We start from the raw sequence: 22094 nt of genomic DNA on the forward strand, positions 1-22094 counted from the left end.
TGCGGACGGGAAATGACGAAAAACGCAGAAAATCAGGTGAAAAAAGGAAATAAAAAAATGTTATTTATCAGTAAATTAATGGGTTAATTTGTATGATAAAAGGACAGGGTCACATTAATTAGGCCACAATGGTCAATAGAGAAATTCCAAAAATCGACTAATCAATATCACAGATAGATAACAATCCTGAATCTGTCAGCCGAAATAAGGACTGATTGCCTGATATGACGCCTGAATATGATCGATCAGCAGGCGGATTTTGACCGGCAGATGGCGGGTGTACGGATACACGGCATACACGCCGAGTTTTTTGCCGCTGTAACCCGGCAGGACTTCCGTCAGCAGCCCGGCTTCCAGATCTTCATGCACCATACAGCGCGGCACCATGGCGATACCGTGGCCGCTGAGCAGCGCTTTGCGGATGGCACGGGCATTATTGAAAGCGATATTACCGCTTACCTGCAATTCATAGATTTCACCGGTATCCGGGCGGCGCATCAGCCAGTTTGAGGTACCGCTCTGCTGATAGGTGTAAGTGAGGCAGTTGTGTGTCAGCAAATCTTCCGGATTCTGCGGCGCAGGGTGTTTTTCCAGATAGCGGGGGGAGGCGAGGATCACCCAGTGAGAATCAATCAGCGGACGGGCTATCAGGCTGGAGTCACTCATCATCCCGGTGCGGATAGCCAGATCAATCCGTTCATTCACCAGGTCAACAAACCGGTTCTCCAGATGCATTTCCACTTTCACATTCGGGTATTTTTCACAGAATTCCGCGACGCTGTCGCTGAGAACCAGTTCTCCGGAGATAGTGGGTACTGACATACGTATAAGACCGGTCAGCTCATCACTGTTGGCACTGACTGCCTGCAGGGCGCTGTGAACCTGGCCGGTAAGGGATTTGGCATGCTGATACAGTACGCGGCCGTTTTCCGTGACAGACAGGCTGCGGGTGGTGCGGTAGAGAAGACGGGCACCGAGGGCTTTTTCCAGCCGTCCTACCCGCTTGCTGAGCACAGAGCCGGTGACACCGGCCATTTCCGCCGCTTTACTGAATGAGCCGCAATCCACAATCAGCGCAAATAAAATCAGATCATTAGCGTACTCGTGGGCGGGCAGCATGGTAAAACCTCCGGCAGTGAATGAAATAATAAACAGCATTCACTATATCAAAATCTGTGTAACAGTGATAATCACGCCGGAGACAGACAGGTTAAAGCGGGTACACCATGTGGTCAAAGGCAAACACTGTGGCCGGGAAAATCGCCTGACACCCGCGAAGTAAACGCTCACAATCTTCTTCGCTGTAGCGCCCGCTGAAATGGGTGGCGATCAGCGTACCAACCCCGGCATCACGCGCCAGAGTGGCGGTCTGCACGGTGGAGGAGTGTCCGCGGCTGTTGGCTTTTTCTGTCATAGTGCCGTCAAGTGTGGCTTCCAGCACAATCACATCTGCATTCTGTGCCAGTTTCAGCGCATTTTCACACGGCGCGGTATCTCCGAAAATCACCAGATGACGTCCGCGCTGCGGTTCGCCGAGATAATCCGCCCCGCAAATCACCCGGCCATCGTCCAGTGTCACTTCGCCGCCCTGTTTCAGAGTCTGCATCCACGGGCCGCCCGGTACGCCTTCGGCTTTCAGGCGCTGTGCATCCAGTGCGCCGGGTTTGTCATGTTCTTCAATCCGGTAACCGTAGCTGATCACCGGATGCTCGAGTGAGTAAGCGCTGACTTTCAGTTGTCCGTCATCGTAAATCACCCCTTCCTCATCTATCTCAATGATCTCCAGCGGAAAGGTCAGATACGAGCCGCTGAGTGTTAGTGCAGTTTCAACAAACTGCGCCAGCCCCTGCGGGCCAAAGAGAGTAAGTGGGTCCTCACATCCGCCCATGGAGCGGCTGCATAACAGGCCGGGCAGGCCGAAAATATGGTCGCCGTGCAGGTGGGTGATAAAGATTTTTTCCAGTTTCGGGATTTTGACCGGACTTTTCAGGATCTGATGCTGAGTGCCTTCGCCGCAGTCAAACATCCACAGGCCGCGCTGTAATGATTTGAGATCCAGCACCAGGCTGCTGACGTTGCGGTTGTTCGACGGAACACCGGCACCGGTGCCCAGAAAAATTAACTCCATGTTGTTCCCTGTATTGCAGTTGCCGCCGCGCGGAGGCCGGTATTACGGAATACGGCGCAGTTGCGGCGAGCGGGTAATATTTTCCGGTAAGATTAACGGTTCTTCCGCCAGCGGTAAACTCAGACGGGTTTTGCCGGTGATGATCGTGACCCCGGCCGACTGCCAGGTATCTGCTGCCAGTTGTGTGCAGTACAGCCCGTCCTGCGGGTTGATGCTGAAAGGCGTGCCGAGCTGCGCAAGGGCATTATCTCGGGCGCGGCGGTGATTTTCGCTGTCTGCCTGTACGGCATACCAGGCAACCTGTCCGTCTTTGGCGTGTTCAATAAAGAAATCAAGGGGATCGCGGTTCACGCCGCTGATACCGTCCGGGTGCTCCTGCGGGGTGGAGTGGATAACATAAGTCCCTTCCGGTGTGATATCAACAATACCGACATGGCTGAAACCGCTGTTATCGATACTTCTGACAATATCACTGATGGCTTCGCCGCCGTCACGGAAAACCAGGTCACCGCTCTGAATGCCGGGCGGCGGTACTGCTGCCTGCAGCGGCAGTGCGGCTGTCAGCAGCGCCGGGAGCAGAAACCCGGCGCAGAGTGTATGTCTCATCAGCGCAGGATGATTTTCCAGTCGCCTTCATCTTTTGTCAGCATGAAACGCTCATCTTTCTGTTTGCCGTCTTTGAAATTGACTGTCAGGATGACGGTTGCGCGTTTTTTGCTTTCATCAATATCGACGGATTTCACTTCTGTGCTTTCCACGCCGCCGTTGCCTTCAATGCGGCGCGCCATATCACCGACAATCATCTGTACTTTGCCTTTGATTTCCATCTCATTTTTCTGTTTATCTTTTTCCGGGATGGCGAGCAGATCATAAGCTTTATCCGCATCTTTTTTCTCAACAGCACTGTAGAACTGTTTAACAACATCCTGCGGGGAATCACTGCCGCAGGCGGTCAGCATCATACTGCCGGCCAGCAGCATCAGGGTGAGGGCGATTTTTTTAAACATAGTTTTTCCTTTAAAAGACAACAGGTGTTTTTATTATTTTCTGATGAAAATACCGGCAGTATACGGACATCCGGCGGCTTGGCAATCCTGTATATAACGCTGACGGCGGATTCAGGGAAAGATAGCGCAGTGAGGGCGACACTGCGCAGGTTATTATGCGGATACCTGTTCAGGAAAACCCCGGCAGAGGATTATCAGGGCGTATCACTGAGCAGGCTCTCCAGCACCATCGCGCCGGCTCCCTGAGAAACCACTTCATAGGAATCAAACGCAGGCACTATCCGGGTGTTAATCTGCGGGAATCCGGCCAGTTTTTGCGCCACGGTTTTCTGCACAGTGGCGAAGAAAGTGTGTTTCGGGGTCAGCGTCCCGCCGCAGACCACCACATCCGGCTGGAAGGAGAGAATGGTATTGGCGATTGCCAGACCGTAATAATAAGCAGCCTCTTCGAGTGCATCGGTACAGATTGGATCAGCCAGCTCAAGGGCTTTAAAAATCACATGGTAATCAATCTCCTGCTCATCACTGACCAGCGAGGTGATGACGGAGGGTTTGCCGCGCCGCAGATGCTGAATCACGGTTTTGCGGATAGCTTCCAGTGAACTGTACTGATTAAGACAACCAAACGAGCCGCATTCACAGGTGCGGCCGTGGAGATCGAGCGTCATATGCCCGAACGCATTTTCCGAGCCCGGCGGCATAAAGCGGACAGGCTCGCTGAGAATGGTACTGCTGCGGATCTCCGCGTCACAGGTGGTGAAAAACAGGCGGCGGCTCTCTTTGTGGCGCAGCCGGTATTCTGCCAGTGCGGCAAAATTCACCCCGCTGCCGATAGTCACCTGACATCCGGTACGGCTTTCCGCCATCTCACGCAGTAACGGGATCAGATAATCATTCATGGCGCGGCGGTCACTGCCGGGAGGCAGGGTGTAATCCGCCGCAATGCCGATACCGAGCAGATCATCCGTACTGAGGTGATGTTCCTCCAGCAGTGATAACAGCCGGGTGAGCAGACGCTCCAGCAGCACCTGCGGCGTTTCCTGTCCGGCAGCTTTGATTTTGCAGGTCGCCAGCACATCCAGCTTCAGGTTTTGCAGCACAATCGTGGAATAGATATTGCTGATTTCAATCCCGGCGAGCCGCCCTCTGTCCGGATTGACACTGTAGAGAATCGGTTTGCGCCCGCCGGTGGATTGCCCCAGTTCTGCCGCGCTGATAAGGCCCAGCCTGCTCAGCTCATCCAGCAGCCGCGCACAGGTGGCGCCATTCATGTTGGCTTTTTCTGACAGCGTTTCCGCTCGGATAGGCCCGTCATTCAGAATCAGCTGCCAGAGGGTTTTCAGTTTCCGGGTTTTGGAGTTTTTGGATGACCGGAATTCACTGAGTATGCCGGATAACGTCATAAGCCCGAATCTCCTTTTATCACGGGGCACTGTCTGTTATTCATCATTGTATCCGGATCCTTTTTCTCATATTGAGAAGAAGATCCTGTTTCCGTGTTTACATCTGATCTACAATCGCGGCATACATTTCATCAATTGTTACATCCCGGATAAATTCAGGAGATAAATAATGCATCTCACCGCTGATATCGCAGAAAGCAAAGCGTTCGTCGAAGCGCAGATCACTGTTAAACCGACTATCGGTATCATTTTAGGCTCCGGCCTGGGACCGTTTGCCGATACCCTGGAGAATGCTGTCCGCATTCCGTACAACGATATTCCGCATTTCGCCAGCTCTTCCGCTGTCGGCCATGCCAATGAGCTGGTTATCGGCACGCTGGGCGGCAAAACCGTGGTGGCGATGAAAGGCCGTTTCCACTATTACGAAGGCGTGTCGCTGGATCAGGTTACCTTCCCGGTGCGTCTGATGAAAGCGCTGGGTGTCGAAAAGCTGATCATCACCAATGCCTGTGGTGCAGTAAATACCGGTTTTGCCCCGGGCGACCTGATGCTGATCACGGACCACCTCAATCTGACGGCAAATAATCCGCTGATCGGGCCGAATAATCCGGATCTCGGTGTGCGCTTTCTGGATGTCAGTGAAGTGTACAGCAAAAATCTGCGCGGTATCGCCAAAGCGGTCGCCGCAGAGCAGGGTGTGACTATGCGCGAAGGTGTCTACGCGTGGTGGACCGGCCCGGTTTATGAAACACCGGCAGAAATCCGGATGATCCGCACACTGGGTGCGGATGCGGTGGGGATGTCCACCGTTCCGGAAGCACTGGTGGCGCGCCACGCCGGGATTGAAACCCTGGGGATTTCCTGCCTGACGAATATGGCGTGCGGTATTCTCGACCAGCCGCTGAGCCACGACGAAGTGATTGAAACCGCTGAGCGGGTGAAAAGCACTTTCCTGAAGCTGGTTACCGGTATTATTTCCCGTTTTTAATCAGATAATCATCAGCTAAGCGTGGTTTTCTTTTTCTCAGTATAACATTAAGAAAACCGTCGTTCAGAGGCCGCCCTGACATCATGGGACGTCGGCGGCCTTTTTTTCTTTATCTCAGCGGAGATACCCATGGATATAAAAGTCAGACTGAAAGCGATGCTGTTCCTCCAGTATTTCATCTGGGGCGCGTGGTTAATCACCCTCGGCTCGTATATGATGGCAACCCTCAAATTTACCGGGGCTGATGTGGGCTGGATCTACAGCACCAAAGGGCTGGCGGCGGTGATTATGCCGGGCCTGGTCGGGATTATTGCCGATAAATTTATTCCGGCGAACCGGCTTTACGGCCTGTGTCACCTGATTTGCGCCGGTGCACTCTTTTATGCCGCAACTGTCACCGATGTGAATGTACTATTCTGGGTGATGCTGCTGAATGCGATGGCCTTTATGCCGACCATTGCCCTGTCAAACTCCGTCAGTTACGCAAGCCTGCAAAAATATAACCTCGATCCGGTTACGCATTTCCCGTCTGTCCGGGTGTTCGGTACTGTCGGTTTTATCGCGGCGATGTGGGCGGTCAGTCTGATGAAATTCGAGCTGAGCAATATGCAGCTTTATATTGCCGCCGGCGCATCATTGCTGCTCGCACTGTATTCACTGACACTGCCGGCAATTCCGGTGGTAAAACAGACCGGTACGACCACCTGGGCACAGCGTTACGGCCTGGATGCCTTTGTGCTGTTTAAACAGCCGGTCATGGCGGTGTTTTTCCTGTTTGCCATGCTGCTCGGCGCAGTGCTGCAAATCACCAATACATTCGGTAACCCGTTTCTGCATGATTTCGGCCGTATCGCGGAATATAAAGACACGCTGGTGGTGCAGTATCCGTCTGTGCTGCTTTCTGTCTCACAGATGGCTGAAGTGGTGTTTATCCTCGCGATCCCGTATTTCCTTAAACGCTACGGCATCAAAACCGTGATGCTGATCAGTATGATTGCCTGGACACTGCGTTTTGGTCTGTTTGCCTTTGGTGAGCCGGTATCAATCGGTTTCTTCTTCCTCGTGCTGTCGATGATTGTTTATGGCTGTGCATTTGATTTCTTCAATGTCTCCGGCTCGATTTTCATTGAAAAAACCGTCAGTTCCAAAATCCGCGCCAGTGCGCAGGGACTGTTCATGATGATGGTTAACGGTGTGGGAGCCTATGCCGGTGCGATTGTCAGCGGTAAGGTTGTGGATATGTTCACGGTGGACGGCGTGAAAGACTGGCAGTCAATCTGGCTGATATTCGCCTCTTATACTGTGGTGCTGGCGATTATTTTCCAGTTCACTTTCCGCTATGACCATAGGACTGAAAAAGCCGCAGAAAAAGCGGTGGTATAAAGAAACAGCATAAAAAAAACCGGCCTTAAGGGCCGGTTTTGTCATTCTGTACTGTATGGGTTATCAGAAACTGTAACGGATACCCAGGTTGCCGCTGTAAGGGGTTTCCACATGGCTGCCTTTGGCATAGTTGAACTCTGCATAGGCGGACCACTGATTATTCATCTGCGCTGTCAGACCCACGCCGTATTTACCGACGGTTCCGGACATATCATTGCTGAATGATTCAGTGTCATTAATCACCACATCATTGTTCTTTTTGAACTCGTGGCTGACCGCCAGGCGGGCATAAGGTTTAATCAGTCCGCCGTTTTCAGTGACAAACGTCTTACCGAAGGTGGTACCGATTTCACCTTTAACAGATTCAGCAGCATCCGCTTTCACTTTCATATCGCTGCTGAAACGGTAGGCCGTTTTTTCGCCGCGGAAGTAAGATCCCAGCACATAAGGCTCGATAAAGTAACTGCCTGCGGTGATGTGTTTACCACCTTCCACAGAGAAACCGATGCCGTTGGTGTTATCTTTGGCGGTGGTTTTTCCGTCATTAAACTGCGCGCTGTTTTTGGTTCTGAAATGGTTGGCTTTCAGCACGCCATCCACATAGTAACCGCTGTTGTGCATCCAGGTGGTGTAGACACCAAGACCTAAGCTGTCCACCTTGCCGTCACTGGTGCGGGCATCCAGTTCTGAATGGGTATAGGAGAACATTCCCCCGACCAGAAGGCGGCCGTTTTCCAGCGCAATCGCGTGGTCGCCGCCCAGCATCAGCCCGTTCATATCCTGGGTGTAACCGACATTACTGGTTGAGATGCGGTTACGGCTGCCGATATATTTGCCCCACACACCATCCTGTGCCGTCTGGTTATCACGAAGATCGCCCAGCCGGGTTCTCAGTGTGGATAATTCGCTGTTCCAGATAGTTGGCGTCACGTTGGCCATCGCGATAGCGTTTTTCCCGCTTTCGGAGATTTCAGGTTTCGGATCGGGACCCGGCTCCGGATCCGGATTTGGTGCCGGATCGGTTGCTTTCGGTGATAAATACCAGTTATCGCTGTCCTGCTCATCACCCTGTACCAGGTAATATTTATAAGCACCCAGGTCAACACTGCCGTTCACCAGTGCAAAGCTGTTGCTGTCACTGCCGTTGGCAAAGATCAGATGATGAGGATTCACACCGCCGCGGCTTTTCAGCTCCTGACCGGAATCCATTACTCTGACATTAAACTCACCGCTGATACTGTTGCTGATATTCAGGAAATCACCGGTACCACCGTTAATATTGGTGTTCATCACAAAGGTGCCGGAACCGGTCAGATCTGAAATCTGTAACCGGCTGTATTTACCGGCGTCAGTGCCGTCGCTGCTGCCGAATATCACGGTACCGTTGTTAGCCAGTGTTTCAATCGTTGCTTCGGATTCGCTGGTGGTGTCATTATGCTTCAGATACATAAACGCATTGTCACCGGCCAGATTAAGACGGGTAACATAAGCGCCTTTGCCGTCCAGAGCTCCGGTCCAGCTGTGAAGACTACCGCCTTCCATCGTTACTGAACCGTCATTAACATTCAGGTCACCGGTGGAGTAGGCACCGTAAGCGATAACGGATGAACCTCCGTTCTCAACGGTAGTATCCTGAATATGACCAAACTCCTTGACCAGCTGTGTACCGCCGTTAACCAGCGTACCAACCGCATCGGCATAGTATTCAACAATCTGTTCACCGCCCTGGTGGATCACTGAGCCGGTGGCAACCTGATCTTTGCCAATCCAGGCGTCCTGCTCAACCCATTGTCCGCCGCTCCAGCCGCCTTTTTTGCCGCTGACAATCTGCTGTCCGTAAACCCGGGTATCAATGGCTTCGCCAGTCTGAATACGCTGCACACCGCCGGCATAAATGGTGGCATTTTTGGCTGTCTGATCATCAATCCGGAAAGAATCGTCGGATGTCCACTCGCCGTTTTCCCATTCCCCGTCAACACCGGTAATAATCTGGGTACCGTAAACACGGGTATCTTCTGTATTACCGTGGGTCACAAACTGTAATGCACCGTGGTTAACGATGGTATTGCGGTCAGTCACACCATCTTTCCCGGCATAAATCTGCTGAACTGCACCGTCATACAGCACGGTATCTATCGTGTTGCCGCTGCTCATCTGATAGCTGCCGCTGCCGATATGGCTGTTGGTTGCCGTACCGCCGTAGATAATATGCTGTCCGCCATTCACGACAATCACATCTTTGGTATTTGAGGTGCTGGTAACGGATTGCTCCAGATAACCGCCGTCGATCAAAATTGCCTGTGCATAGCCCCGTGTACCGACAACCATTCTGCCGCCGGTATTCACTGTGGTGTTATACGCTTTGGCGTCATTCCCCAGGCTGAGGCTGCCGTTATCTTCAACAATAGTGTTATACGCTATGGAGTCTTCCATCATCGACATAAATCCGCGATAGACTTTGGAAGGATCGGACGGATTGGTAATTCCGCCTTTGACTATATTTCCGATAGCGACACTGCCGCTCCGGAATGTGGTCTGGAAGGAATCAATGGTGTTATTCAGGCTGTAAGAATTATTCTCAACATAAAGAAATTGTTCCGGGAACCAGGTTCTGGTTAATGTCTGACCATTAATATATTGGTTACCGGTGATAATTGACTGATATTTATTATCCCACTTATCTTTTGCGGTCGGCCAGCCATCAGTGGCACTGCTGAGAATGGTATTAATATCAGGAACTTCAACTTCTGACTGATAAGGTGGTGGTGGTTCCGTGGCATAAGCGCTGAAAGAAGCGGAAAACAGTGCAATCAGCACTGAATTATTAAATGTCATATCCAAATCCTTGCTTTAAAAAGCGAATTAAAATTATTTATCAGATTGAATGTGGTGCTGTGAGCTGTAAGAAAATCGTCCGGAAATAAAACGGAATATTATTTTTTAACAGGTGATAAAATAATGAAACAGCCGGTAAATACCGTCTACCGGAATTAATTCAGATATACAGCTCGTTAATAAGAAAAATACCACTCAGACGCGTATGTCTCTACTCACCTGTGTTGTAATAAGGCGGTAATGTGTAACAATTTGAGAATAGTAAGGGAATAACAGTGACAGGTGAAAAATACGGGATGGTTTATCAGACTGTATCTATTTTAATAAATTACTTTCAGAGGCAATGAAAAATATTCCGGTTCGGATATTGAATGAAGTAAGGTGTTTTATGGTGCACATTACAAGTGCTACGTTATTTCTATAATATTCGTTGCGGCGGAGTAGTGTTGAGGATATCTTTTTGTCAGGACCCACAATATGCCCCTTTTTATACATTGACCGTTATGTTCTGAGCTGACACCCCACCACAGCAAATAATTCAGCCCGGGTGAGGGGGGCTATGGAACCTACCCTCTCACGCAAACTGGCACTGGCTGCGCTTCTGCCGGACCAACAACCTGGTACAGAGTATCAGCCGGAGTGGCAACTGCCGCGATAATGCTTTGATCTAATCGTTTTACTGAAAAAAGAGCGCATCAGAAAGCGTATTTATAAGGCCGGAGTTTGGCCCGAACAGAGATCTTCGATTACCTTAGAATGCATTCATTTTAGTTATAACTTAACTTTACTATTTTTTAATGAAACTAATTTGCAAACGAGACTCATTATCATGTATACTTTTTACAGCCTGCAAGATATTCAATAGATTATATTAAGCATCACTTCACTATGGAGAAGATCGCAACATGTTGAAAAAATGTTTTTTTTATGTAATAAGACTCGTTTGATTACGTTGGCATCATCGCTTATGGTTACCTGTGCATTACCAGCGATGGCAAAAGATTCCCTCACTTTATATACCACACGTGAACCGGGCTTAATTCAGCCTCTTCTCGATGCCTTTACGAAAGAAACTGCCATTGATGTAAATACTGTCTATATCAAAGATGGTATGTTAGAACGAGTAAAAGCCGAAGGTAAAAACTCTCCGGCTGACTTATTAATGACAGTTGATGCAGGTAACCTCATCGATTTAGTTGAAGCAGGTGTAACTCAACCTGTTCAATCCGAAGTATTAACAGAAGTTATTCCGGCTTCTTTACGTGATAAAGACAACCAATGGTTTGGTTTGTCAATGCGTGCACGTGTGTTGTATGCAGAAAAATCCATACCATTAAACAGCATCACGTATGAAAACCTGGCAGACCCGCAATGGAAAGGCAAAATCTGTATTCGTGCGGGACAACACCCTTATAACACAGCATTAGTAGCCGCAATGATTGCTCATGATGGTGAAGCGAAAACAGAAGCGTGGTTACGTGGCGTGAAAAATAACTTAGCCCGTAAAGCTGCTGGTGGCGATCGTGATGTTGCCCGTGACATCCTCGGTGGTATCTGTGATGTTGGCTTAGCGAACTCCTACTATGTTGGTCATATGAAAAATGCGAAAGAAGGCACTGATGCCCGTCAGTGGGGGGATGCCATTAAAGTCGTTCAGCCAACCTTTACCAGTGGCGGAACGCACGTCAATATCACTGGTGCTGCAGTTGCCCGCAATGCGCCACATAAAGAACAAGCTGTGAAATTGATGGAGTATTTAGTTTCAGTTCCTGCTCAGCAGCTGTATGCGCAAGCTAACTACGAATATCCAATCCGTAAAGGGGTTCCTTTGGATGCGACGATCAACAGTGCGATTGGTGAAATCAATGTTGATAACATTCCACTGGCTGAAATCGTTAAACACCGTAAACAAGCCAGCCAGTTGGTAGATAAAGTTGGATTCGATCAATAAAACAGGCTTATCTGATTTACGTGGCGCCGCAGGAGCGCCGCGTTTCGGTTTTTCGCCTTTAAGTCTTACTGTGGTGGTCATTACGCTTGGTGTAATGACCCCTTTGTTATTCCTGTTATGGCTCGCGGTAAGCTCAGGTGTCAGTCATTGGGAACATTTACTGAAGTATGTGTTGCCTGATGCGATACTCAATACCCTGATTTTATTACTTGGTGTCGGCGTACTGGTCATGCTTATTGGTGCGGGTTGCGCCTGGTTAGTCACTGCATTCGATTTCCCGGGAAAGCGGCTATTTAGTTGGGCATTGCTGCTTCCCCTCGCCATGCCAACCTACATAGTGGCATTTGCCTGGCTTGATTTACTGCATCCCATCGGGCCGGTTCAGGAAGTCATTCGCAGCCTGTTGGGCTATAGCAACCCCCGTGAGTTCAGGCTTCCGGATCTTCGCTCCATGACCGGCGCGATTTTGTTATTGGGTCTGGTGTTATATCCGTATGTTTATCTCACCATGCGGGCTATGTTTATGAGCCAGCCGGCGCATTTACTGGAAGCAGCCCGCACACTTGGTTTAAGTTCAACCGGCTCATTTTTCCGGGTGGCGCTGCCAATGGCACGTCCCGCACTGGTGGTAGGAACAAGCTTAGCATTACTGGAAACACTGAATGATATTGGCGCATCCGAATTCCTTGGCGTGAATACTCTGACAGTCACAGTGTATACCACGTGGGTGACGCGTTCTGATTTGGCGGCAGCAGCGCAAATTGCGTGCTCCATGTTGACGGTAATTATTCTGTTGCTGGCCCTGGAATATTATGGGCGCAAGAATCAGCGTTATAATTCCGGCCGGCAAATGCGGGGGATTTTACCGGCACGATTAACGGGAATTCACGCATGCCTGGCGACTTTATTGACTTCTCTGCCTGTTTTACTGGGCTTTGTTGCCCCTGCACTATTTCTGGGTTGGGAAAGTATCAGGCGTTTTAGTGATAGTATGGAAATTTCTGCCAGCCTCCTGCAATCATTACAAAACTCATTATTATTAGCGGCAGGAGTTACCCTTGTGGTGACTTTTGTCAGCCTGATTGTGGCGTGGTATGCGAGATCAAGTGCGATTTCGGGGGGGGCTCCGGAGGCCAGACGTACATTGATGAAAGTTGCCTCACTGGGCTATGCGGTGCCGGGAACGGTATTGGCCATCGGGTTATTAACACCGGGTATGTCGTTGGATAATATACTGGCCGAATTGTTCAATTATCGCGGTTTACCGCTGCTCTCTTCGGGGGTTTTATTAGTTATCTGTTGTTCTATCCGCTTTATGGCGATTTCAGTCGGGGCGATTGATGCCGGGTTAACCCGTATTCCGCCGGGCATGGAACAGGCCTCAAGATTACTTGGTGAAAGTGAGTCGGGAACCTTTTTCCGCGTACATTTACCGTTATTGCGTCCGGCATTAGTGACAGGTGCTTTGCTGGTTTTTGCTGATGTGATGAAAGAGTTACCGGCTACTTTATTACTTCGTCCGGTTAACTTTGAAACATTAGCAACATCTTTGTATGCAGAAGCGGCGAGAGGTACCTATGAGGAGGGGGCTGTTGCAGCATTACTGATTGTATTGGCCGGAACGCTCCCGGTAATACTATTAGCACGTAGTCAATTATCTTCATCCGGGCCAAAACAACGATAATCAGAAGGGAGTCGTCATCAGGTGTCAGACACAACGTTAGTTCTTGATAATGTGCATGTCTCTTACGGGAGTAAACATCAACGTAATCATGTTCTGAAAGGCTTTTCTTTGCACATTAATGCAGGGGAGATCGGCTGTCTTCTCGGTACTTCCGGCTGCGGAAAAAGCACTGCATTACGTGCTATTGCAGGGTTTGAACGTACAGAGCAGGGAACCATCCATGTTGGTGGCCGCTGTGTTGCAGGAGAGGGCCTTCATCTTCCGCCGGAACAACGCAATGTGGGAATGGTATTTCAGGATTACGCGCTGTTCCCCCATTTAACCGCAGCGCAAAATATTGCTTTCGGTCTGAGAAAACAACCGAAAGGATATCAGCAAACACGAGTTCAAACACTGCTGGATTTAGTAGAATTAAAAGAACTTGCCGGGCGTTATCCACATGAAATGTCTGGTGGGCAACAGCAACGTATTGCTTTAGCACGTGCATTGGCGACACAGCCGGCAGTATTGTTGTTAGATGAGCCTTTGTCGAGCTTAGATCCGGATAGCCGTAAACGTTTAGGGCTGGAAGTGAGAGATATTTTACGGGAAGCCGGGCAAACAGCACTGTTAGTGACTCACAGCGAAGATGAAGCACAATTGATGGCTGACAAAATTAACTACCTGAAAAATGGCAGATTAATTCAGAATGATGAGAAAACCAAAATCAGAAATACTTAAAATAAAAAATGAGATAAATAGTGCACGGGAAGTTGATACTACGATTTTATTTTTTGTACCATCTGACCGTTCTTTTCCCTGTGTTGTTCTGGTTTGCCGCAACGGGGCATATGTGCTATTTATCTTTACAGGATAGTCTTTTAGGGAAGATTTTCAATTGAAAGCTGCAAAGCATATGGGGAAGACATCTGATTCCGTATAGCCCGGATACAGACCCTTTTGATCCGCAGTGGTAAAAATAGATTTGGAATTTAATATGAAAAAACGAGTTATAGGTTTGTTTTTATTGATAGGACTACCTTTGGTTGCTATAGCTGATAATATTCACGTGACGGTGAATTCCCCTGTGTACTCTTACCCTGATAATCGGGAGTTTAAAGAAAGTGTATATGTATGTGTATTAACCCCATTTAACAAGATGTATGCCGGTGTTGATGTGAAAAAAACACAAGCACAATTCAACGCCAGTCAGTCTTGTCAAAATAAAGAGGGTAGTAATAGTATTTTTTGTACGCCAAAAGATGCCATGTGTACTACAGCAACGGTGATACTGAGTAATGGAGATAGTCGTCACCAGGGGCTCTCTGCTATTGTATTATTTAATGGATTTGATCAAACAGGTCAGCATTTGCTGGTCAATGAAAGTATTGATGATTTTAGTACATATAATTTTGATAACAAGATCATGTCGTTTGATATTCCGGATGGATGGACAGTGCGGTTTTTCAAAGAAAAAAACTTTCAGGGTGACTATTATACCCGCTCTTCAGGAAAGGGAAATGCAGATGATTTTCCACACAGTATTAGCTCAATGAAAATACTTCGAAAGAAATAAAAAGATAATGAAAATATAACTTGTTAATTTACTTGTGTGAATGGTGTTAATTTTAATCGTTATAATTGCGTTTGGTTATTTTGTATTTCGTGACCTCGTGGTTTTTATTCAGTATCTGTATAAATGGTTTCTGAGAAATTTTTAGAAAAACATATGATTTATGATTATTACGGATGAAGCATACCAGGGATGGTATGTGATATAAATAATTCTGAATAATATCAGGTATATTATCATGCACTTATAACATATGATAACCTGATTTATTACTCATTATTTTCGACTATTAAAACAAATAATAAAAAAATAATATATATGTTTTCCATTCTGGGGATTTTATGTCATTGAACACAAATGATGGTTCTAAAGTATATACACCTCTCTCTTTGTCTCTATATGACTGGTGGGTGCTAAAGATATCTAATAACTATGCATGGCATTGTAATACTGATAAATTTTTAATTCCTCACTTTAAATTTCATCTTGGTAACAACCATATGGATATTGGTGTTGGAACTGGTTTTTATTTAAAGAAATCCGCAGATAAAATTAATAAAATAACGCTTTCCGATCTTAATGTTCATAGTTTGGAATGTGCTAAAAAATATATTTCTGATGAAAAATTAAATTCTTGTTTATGTCATGATATCTTCAATAGATTTACTGGTCAGTTGAGGGGGGTATTTGATTCAGTATCCATATTTTATTTATTACATTGTTTGCCGGGGAAAATGAGTGATAAGAAACAAGCGATAATAAATATCACTGAAACACTTAAAGATGATGGCATTTTATATGGCGCGACTATTCTTGGAGAGGGGGTTAAGCATAACCGTTTTGGAAGTAAGCTAATGTCAGTCTATAACAAAAAAGGGATTTTTAGCAACGTTTATGACTCTGCGGATTCACTTGAAACTATGCTTTCGTCTTTGTTTGAAGATGTTTCAGTTAATATTCAGGGTACGGTTGCATTATTCACTGCTAAAAATAAAAAATAAAGTGTAGTAAAATATAATTATCTGTAATAAAAGCAAATTTCTTATACAGGTGACAATATATTCTTTTTTGTTTTATACATGATGTTATTCAGCTTAATCGGATGACTGACCGGAGAATATTTTAAGAAATAAAAGGTGGCTTTCACTTCGAAAGCCACTGTCATCATAAAATGGGGGAGATGTAAAAAAGTAAGCTTGTATTGTTAATACTCAACAAGAGTAAGGTTAATTATAGGAAACCAGCTGCTTTAAATTTTGCCAGTGCATCCGTTTTTTGTGCTGCAGTTAATGGGCGTAGTGGACGGCGGGGGTCACCAACATCAATGCCATGTAATTGCATTGCAACTTTACCTGCAGCAACACCACCGTATTCTACCAGCACACGAATAATTGCAATTACTTTATCCATACACGCAGTGATCCCCTTGTAATCACCATTGTTAAATTTATCAATTATTTCAAGATATAAAGGAGCAGCATAGTTATAGGTGCTTCCTACAGCGCTTAACGCCCCACACGCTAACCCTGCCGGTATAAATTCATCTACACCAAATGGAATGTCGTATTTACCGCCATCAACACGTAAGCAACGTTGAAATTCGTACATATCAGGAGAATTAAATTTCATTCCGGATAAATTCGGAATTGTTTTTCCTGCCGCTTGTAAAAATTTTTCCATGTCAATGTTTAGTCCCGACATAGTAGAGTGGTAGTAATAAAAGCCTTTAGAAGGCGAGTTCATCGCTGCTAAACGACAATATTCAACTAAGTCATCTACATTGCCCGGTTTAAAGAAACAAGGGCCAATCACTGATGTAGCTTGAATATCTAATGTTTCAGCATGACGGGATAGCTCTATAGTGTCTGCAATACTGAGAGCACCTGTATGAACAATTATATCTAATTGTCCCTGACTGGCAGCAGCCCAGTATTCAGCGACTTTTTTGCGTTCTTCGACAGAACAATGGATACCTTCTCCTGTTGTTCCTAATACGTAAGCACCTGTAACACCAGTTGCAATAAGATGTTCTGCAATTTTATCAATGACAGGATAATTAACACTGCCATCGGCAGCAAAAGGTGTATGAGGTGCAGCGATTAACCCAGAGAGTTTTTTCATTATTATTCCTTTTGGAGCTATGTTTCTTTATTGGTTATTTAATGGAGTTTGACTCTATATTAAGACTCAATCGTTCAGAACGCAATAATGAAATTAGCGTTAAAGAAAGAGAAAAATGAAAGTGTGATCTTTAGCTGGTTTTATTCAAGACCACATAACACTAATTATAAACTCATGCTGAATTGGTACTTTTCAATGCATTTAGTGTACGCAGTTTTTGCTCTTTGACCATTTCAGGCTGAGCCTGGACAAGTAGGGTATACAGTAAATCTAAAACAAACAGTTGTGCTGTTTTTGTACCAATAGAATCACCTTGTAATTTCCCCTGGCGATTACCATTAATCAGATAATAATTGGCATATTCCATAATGTGTGAACCTAAATTATGCGTTAGCACAATTGTGGTAGCCCCTGCTTCTTTTGCAAGTTTCAGTGCATGAACTGTTTCCGGTGAATTTCCGGAATGGCTGATACCGATCGCGATATCACCCGGTTTCAATAAGGAAGCCTGCATATACATAAAATGGTTATTGGTAACAGCATCCACCCGATATCCAATACGCATCAGTTTATTTTTTAGATCCTCTGCTGTGATCCCCGAGGAACCCACGCCGCAGATAAAAACATAATTCGATGATAGCAACGCATTTACAGCGCCTTTAACTTGCGTCATATCAAGTAAATTTAATGTTTCTGATAACACATTATTGATGGTTGCTTGTAATTTTAAACCTATAGTATGGATATCATCCTGATGGTTAACTTCAGCATCAAGGATTGGTGATTCTTCACTATCCGATGTCGCCATTTCAATGGCTAAATCCATTTTAAAGTCCTGAAAGCCCTTATAGCCCAGAGTGCGGCAAAAACGTACTACAGTTGCTTCGCCAGCTTTAGTCGCCCGGGAAAGTTGTGCGATGGAAAGCTGAGTGACTTCAACAGGATGAAACAGGATATATTCAGCAATACGCTGTGATACTCGCGTCAGGCTATTTTTCATTGCCCCCAGTGTGTCGAGTATTTTACCTGGCTTCAGTCTGGTAACTGACTGTTTTGTCATGAAAATTATCCTTGTTTGCTGAAGTTCAAAGGGAGTGGAATTCTGCTAACAAGAGTACCAATTCTGGCGGGTTAAAAAAAGCCTTGCTCTGATAATTATGTGATAATGGCAAAACGCTTTATTCCATTGATATCAAAGTGAAAATTTCTGATATTTTAGAATAAAGCGTTTAACTGAATCGGCAAAAATTAATTTTCCAGCAGGGCAGAGTTTACCTTAATCACGGCTTTTTTTAGGATACTATTTCCTTGTTCTGAAGCTATTCCGGGTCTATGGGGCTCGTAAGGCATAAAAACAGCAAACATAGAGGGGGTTAAAGATAATGTTTGACTATTTTCAATAGTATCAGTGAGTTGATAGTCATCATCTTTATGATAAACAGTGGCATTTTTAGCTGAATGACGAACGCCATAATCTATAACTTCTTCACCGGATAGTAATATTTGTATATCAATGTAGCGATGATGTAATTCTGCACATTTTTGTTCCCGGGATTGTGTTTCAAATGACATTACGTTCATAAATACATCATTATCATCAATAGGATAGCTTCCGGGTTCTAAAGATAATGGATCGAGTGCGAGTGCCTTTTCAATTATATTACGTAATACCAAATTCATTTCAGGCATTATTGCCACGTCAGATATATGACCAAATAACATAGATACCTCCTGTTAGTTCCCGGATATTTCACTATCATCCAATGAAATTTGTTTTGCTGCGGAGAAAAATGGCGCAGTAATTGTACCAACAATAACTACTGACATAGCACCAATTACACCATAGAAGAAAAAGTTAAGGTCACTGCCATAACGGGCTGCTAATACAGCAATGATACTTACTATAATGCCTGCGACCGCACTACCTGCATTAGCACGTTTAACAAAAATACCTAACATAAATAGTCCGGTCATAGGACCACCCATTAAACCGATTAAGCTGTTAAAAGCATCCCATATTTCAGATTCGTCAGATAAAACCAACCAAATTGTTGCTAAGCTACTGAATACTCCAGCAATAATTATAACTAATCTGGCGACTTTCATTTTTTGTTCTGAACGTCGTTCAACTTTACTTAAGCGAATATAGATATCAGAATTAAAGCAACTTGAAATACTGTTTAAGCTACTGGAAATGCTCGATTGAGCAGCGGCAAAGATAGCTGCAATGATTAGCCCGGAAATACCCACTGGCATTTCTGTAACAATAAATAAGGGTAAGATACCCCCGGTATTAAAACCGTCAGGTAACAAACCTGGATTTTGTTTGTAATACACAAACAGGGCTGAACCAATGGCAAAAAAGAAAACAGGAATAACAGCAACTAATTTAGCATTTGTGATTAAAGTACGTTTAGTCTGTTCGATAGAATCAGTCACAATGTAGCGCTGGACAACATCTTGGCTTGCAGTAAATTGTTGAATATTGGCAAATAAAAAACCAATCATTAATACAGGAATAGTACTGTCAGTCCAGCTCCAGCGTAACTGTGCTTCTGGGAAAAATTTATCAGCTTGTGCTGTTGTGGTAAAAATCTCACTAATTCCTCCATCAACTTTAAAACAGATCATGATAAAGATTAAAACAGCACCACCTGAAAGTAATAATCCCTGAATGACATCAGTCCAAATAACACCTTCAATCCCTCCCATCCATGTATAAATAATACATAACAGGCTAATCAGTACAACTAATATAATCGGATCTATCCCTATGAAAGGACGTAATGCGAGTACGGTCAAATAAGTGATAATTGCAATTCGACCAATATGAAATAACATAAATGACAGGCTGGCGAATAAACGACTTCGTATATCAAAACGGGCTTCTAAATATTCATAAGCAGAGGTGATTTTTAATTTTCTAAAGAAAGGGATGTAGAAATAAAATACTAATGGCAAAATGGCGATCGCTAAATATTGGCCAATAATAAAAGTCCAATCAGAGGTATAAGCTTTCGCCGGAATAGACATAAAGGTAATTGAGCTTAATGTAGTTGCAAAGACAGAAACGCCGGCAGCCCAACCGGGAACCCGTCCCCCGGCACGAAAATAATCATCTGCTGTTTTCTGGCGTTTAGAGAAATAAACACCAACGAGTAGCATTGCTGCTAAATAACCAAACAGCACTGCATAATTAACGAAACCAAAATCATGTAGTTGCATTTTTTTAGTCCTGCCATATGTAAGGTAAAAGGTAAGAAGTACGACAGTTTTTTAGTTTACTCTGGCCCAGAGAGCCGCACCCCAAAGTCCGGCATCATGATGATAGTGAGCTGCTAAAATAGGCACCTGTAATGCCTCCGGTTGTTGTCTGATAGCTGTTTGAACGAGCTCAATATATCCGTTTGCTAACCCGATACTTCCACCAAGAACAACACAGTCGGCATCTATTGTTGCTTTAATATCAGCAACTAAATTAGCTATAGTATTTGCTGAGTTTTCAATTATTGTCTTCGCCTGAAGGCTTCCCTGGTGATAGGCAGCAAAAATAGCTTTCGCATCTTTCCCTGCAAGTTCATTTACAGCTTGTGAAGCAATGGCACGGCCGGAAGCGATAGCTTCGACACATCCATAACGACCACAGCCGCAAAGAGGGCCATGAGGATCAGCAATGGTATGGCCAAGATGGCCTGCAATACCTCGTTTTCCTGCCTGTAATTGTCCTTGCTGAATCAAGCCGCCACCAACACCTGTCGATACTGTAACAAATGCCATATCAGAGATATTTTCATGGCGGTAATCATATTCAGCCCATGCAGCAGCCTGAGCATCATTGAGTAACCAGCAAGGCAGATCCGTTAATGCAGAGAGTATTTTTTTCAACGGGAAATTTTTTAATCCCCCCAGATTATCGGGGTTTAATGCCGTTAATACACCATCACAGATGATCCCTGTAGAGGCTACGGCGACACCATCTGCATGTGCTTTTAGTGGTGTTGTTATCGCGGCCAGCGCTTCATAGAGCTGAGTTGGTGATGCACTTGCAGGGGTTGTAATTTGAGTATGCTGTGTAAGTTGATTATCCCGGCTGATTAATGCAGCCGAAATCTTTGTTCCTCCAATATCAATTGCTAATATATTCATTTAACTAACTCCTGCTGTAACTTGAGCGCATGAGTAAACCAACCACAAACATGTTCAAGTCGGGTTAATGCGGAACCAACAGTGACAGCCCAGGCTCCGGCTTGTATGGCTCTTGCTGCAATTATTGGGGTGTTATAACGGCCTTCGGCTATTACACGACACCCATTTTCAGCCAATGCAGTGACTAATTGTAAATCAGGTAATTTCGGTATTTCGCCACCTGTGTAGCCCGACATTGTTGAACCAATAAATTCTGCTCCTAATTTCCGGCAATGCATTCCCTCATTAAATGTGGAGCAATCTGCCATCGCTAATTTATTAAGGTGGTGTATGCAAGCCAGTAACTCATTAATTGGAACTGGACGTACACGATCCGTACCATCAAAAGCGATAATATCGGCACCTTCTGTCGCTAATGCTTCTGCATCACTTAACCAAGGCGTGATCCTGACCGGACTATCCGGTAAATCACGTTTAACAATACCGATAATTGGTACATCAATAAGGGGGCGGGTTGCTTTTAAATTATCTATCCCCTCAATTCGTACTGCTACGGCACCTGCATTTACAGCAGCCCGGGCCATTGCTGCCACAATTTCTGGCTTATCCATAGGGCTATTATCGACAGGCTGACAAGAAACGATCAGCCCTCCTTTTTGTTGAATATCCTTAGTCATTTTTTCAATTAATGCCATTTTGAATTCACCATTCTTTTTTGAAATGTAACTCCATTTGATATTATTTTATGGAGTGTAATTTCTCAATTGAGAAAGGTGTAATTTGTGAAGGAGATCAAATAATAGAGTGTTGCATTTAATTGGTTGATAAACATATAAAATAATGTAGTGAATAATGGGGTGATTATTCACTACAAGGTTTGGTATTATGTTATAGAG

19 protein-coding genes and 1 pseudogene are annotated in these 22094 nt (G+C 45.5%); 8 read left to right on the plus strand and 12 right to left on the minus strand.

Annotated elements, in window-relative coordinates; translation table 11 throughout:
- Positions 1-195 precede the first annotated feature (195 nt).
- The 5 genes from X965_RS10575 to X965_RS10595 all read right to left on the minus strand — a co-directional run bounded on the left by X965_RS10575 (position 196) and on the right by X965_RS10595 (position 4538).
- Positions 196-1119 carry a LysR family transcriptional regulator gene (locus tag X965_RS10575; protein WP_015422508.1) on the minus strand — a complete coding sequence of 308 codons (924 nt, stop codon included), beginning with the start codon at positions 1117-1119 and terminating at the stop codon, positions 196-198.
- 91 nt (positions 1120-1210) lie between these two features.
- Positions 1211-2128, minus strand: coding sequence for a ribonuclease Z (rnz, locus tag X965_RS10580; RefSeq protein WP_036418017.1), 918 nt, complete (start codon positions 2126-2128; stop codon positions 1211-1213).
- A gap of 42 nt (positions 2129-2170) precedes the next feature.
- Positions 2171-2734, minus strand: a complete 564-nt coding sequence (locus tag X965_RS10585) for a YiiX/YebB-like N1pC/P60 family cysteine hydrolase (protein ID WP_036418019.1) — start codon at positions 2732-2734, stop codon at positions 2171-2173.
- Complete coding sequence (locus tag X965_RS10590) at positions 2734-3135, minus strand: DUF4878 domain-containing protein (RefSeq protein ID WP_004235910.1); 402 nt, start codon at positions 3133-3135, stop codon at positions 2734-2736. The genes X965_RS10585 and X965_RS10590 overlap by 1 nt, the downstream gene beginning before the upstream one ends.
- A 194-nt stretch (positions 3136-3329) precedes the next feature.
- Positions 3330-4538 (minus strand): ROK family protein, encoded by a 1209-nt coding sequence (locus X965_RS10595; protein ID WP_004238832.1) that lies wholly within the window; start codon positions 4536-4538, stop codon positions 3330-3332.
- A 169-nt stretch (positions 4539-4707) separates the two neighbouring features.
- Here X965_RS10595 and X965_RS10600 point away from each other — a divergent pair, with 169 nt between their 5' ends.
- Positions 4708-5526, plus strand: coding sequence for a purine-nucleoside phosphorylase (locus X965_RS10600; RefSeq protein ID WP_004238831.1), 819 nt, complete (start codon positions 4708-4710; stop codon positions 5524-5526).
- Between the two features lie 129 nt (positions 5527-5655).
- Positions 5656-6909, plus strand: coding sequence for a nucleoside permease (locus X965_RS10605; protein WP_004235905.1), 1254 nt, complete (start codon positions 5656-5658; stop codon positions 6907-6909).
- A 63-nt stretch (positions 6910-6972) separates the two neighbouring features.
- Here the strand turns inward: X965_RS10605 and X965_RS10610 are convergent, their stop codons facing one another.
- Entirely contained in the window at positions 6973-9744 is a 2772-nt protein-coding gene (locus X965_RS10610; protein WP_036418021.1) for an autotransporter outer membrane beta-barrel domain-containing protein, read from the minus strand.
- A 590-nt stretch (positions 9745-10334) separates the two neighbouring features.
- On the opposite strand from X965_RS10610, the pseudogene X965_RS19750 reads away from it, so the two are divergent.
- The 6 genes and pseudogenes from X965_RS19750 to X965_RS10635 all read left to right on the plus strand — a co-directional run.
- Positions 10335-10503: pseudogene (locus tag X965_RS19750) on the plus strand (IS3 family transposase); the annotation flags it as partial.
- 157 nt (positions 10504-10660) lie between these two features.
- A complete protein-coding gene (locus X965_RS10615; protein WP_032097909.1) occupies positions 10661-11695 on the plus strand; it encodes a Fe(3+) ABC transporter substrate-binding protein in 1035 nt (344 codons plus the stop codon).
- A complete protein-coding gene (locus X965_RS10620; RefSeq protein ID WP_004237798.1) occupies positions 11679-13379 on the plus strand; it encodes an iron ABC transporter permease in 1701 nt (566 codons plus the stop codon). The genes X965_RS10615 and X965_RS10620 overlap by 17 nt, the downstream gene beginning before the upstream one ends.
- Before the next feature lie 21 nt (positions 13380-13400).
- Positions 13401-14099: an ABC transporter ATP-binding protein gene (locus X965_RS10625; RefSeq protein ID WP_004238813.1), complete on the plus strand. Its 699-nt coding sequence runs from the start codon at positions 13401-13403 to the stop codon at positions 14097-14099.
- A gap of 256 nt (positions 14100-14355) precedes the next feature.
- Positions 14356-14934 (plus strand): beta/gamma crystallin-related protein, encoded by a 579-nt coding sequence (locus tag X965_RS10630; protein WP_123805119.1) that lies wholly within the window; start codon positions 14356-14358, stop codon positions 14932-14934.
- 338 nt (positions 14935-15272) lie between these two features.
- Positions 15273-15932: a class I SAM-dependent methyltransferase gene (locus tag X965_RS10635; RefSeq protein ID WP_036418023.1), complete on the plus strand. Its 660-nt coding sequence runs from the start codon at positions 15273-15275 to the stop codon at positions 15930-15932.
- Between the two features lie 229 nt (positions 15933-16161).
- Here the strand turns inward: X965_RS10635 and X965_RS10640 are convergent, their stop codons facing one another.
- From X965_RS10640 to X965_RS10665, 6 genes are all read right to left on the minus strand, one after another.
- Entirely contained in the window at positions 16162-17052 is an 891-nt protein-coding gene (locus X965_RS10640) for a dihydrodipicolinate synthase family protein (protein ID WP_004238807.1), read from the minus strand.
- A 172-nt stretch (positions 17053-17224) separates the two neighbouring features.
- Positions 17225-18112 carry a MurR/RpiR family transcriptional regulator gene (locus tag X965_RS10645; protein ID WP_004237804.1) on the minus strand — a complete coding sequence of 296 codons (888 nt, stop codon included), beginning with the start codon at positions 18110-18112 and terminating at the stop codon, positions 17225-17227.
- Between the two features lie 188 nt (positions 18113-18300).
- On the minus strand, positions 18301-18774 hold the full coding sequence (gene nanQ / locus X965_RS10650; protein WP_036418025.1) for an N-acetylneuraminate anomerase: 474 nt from the start codon (positions 18772-18774) through the stop codon (positions 18301-18303).
- A 12-nt stretch (positions 18775-18786) separates the two neighbouring features.
- Positions 18787-20277, minus strand: a complete 1491-nt coding sequence (locus X965_RS10655) for a sodium:solute symporter (RefSeq protein WP_036418027.1) — start codon at positions 20275-20277, stop codon at positions 18787-18789.
- 51 nt (positions 20278-20328) lie between these two features.
- On the minus strand, positions 20329-21198 hold the full coding sequence (locus X965_RS10660) for an N-acetylmannosamine kinase (RefSeq protein WP_004237806.1): 870 nt from the start codon (positions 21196-21198) through the stop codon (positions 20329-20331).
- Positions 21195-21893, minus strand: coding sequence for an N-acetylmannosamine-6-phosphate 2-epimerase (locus tag X965_RS10665; protein WP_004237807.1), 699 nt, complete (start codon positions 21891-21893; stop codon positions 21195-21197). The genes X965_RS10660 and X965_RS10665 overlap by 4 nt, the downstream gene beginning before the upstream one ends.
- Positions 21894-22094: the final 201 nt, after the last annotated feature.

Origin of the sequence: Morganella sp. EGD-HP17 (genome assembly GCF_000512315.2) — a bacterium.
Classification (GTDB): Bacteria; Pseudomonadota; Gammaproteobacteria; order Enterobacterales; family Enterobacteriaceae; genus Morganella; species Morganella morganii.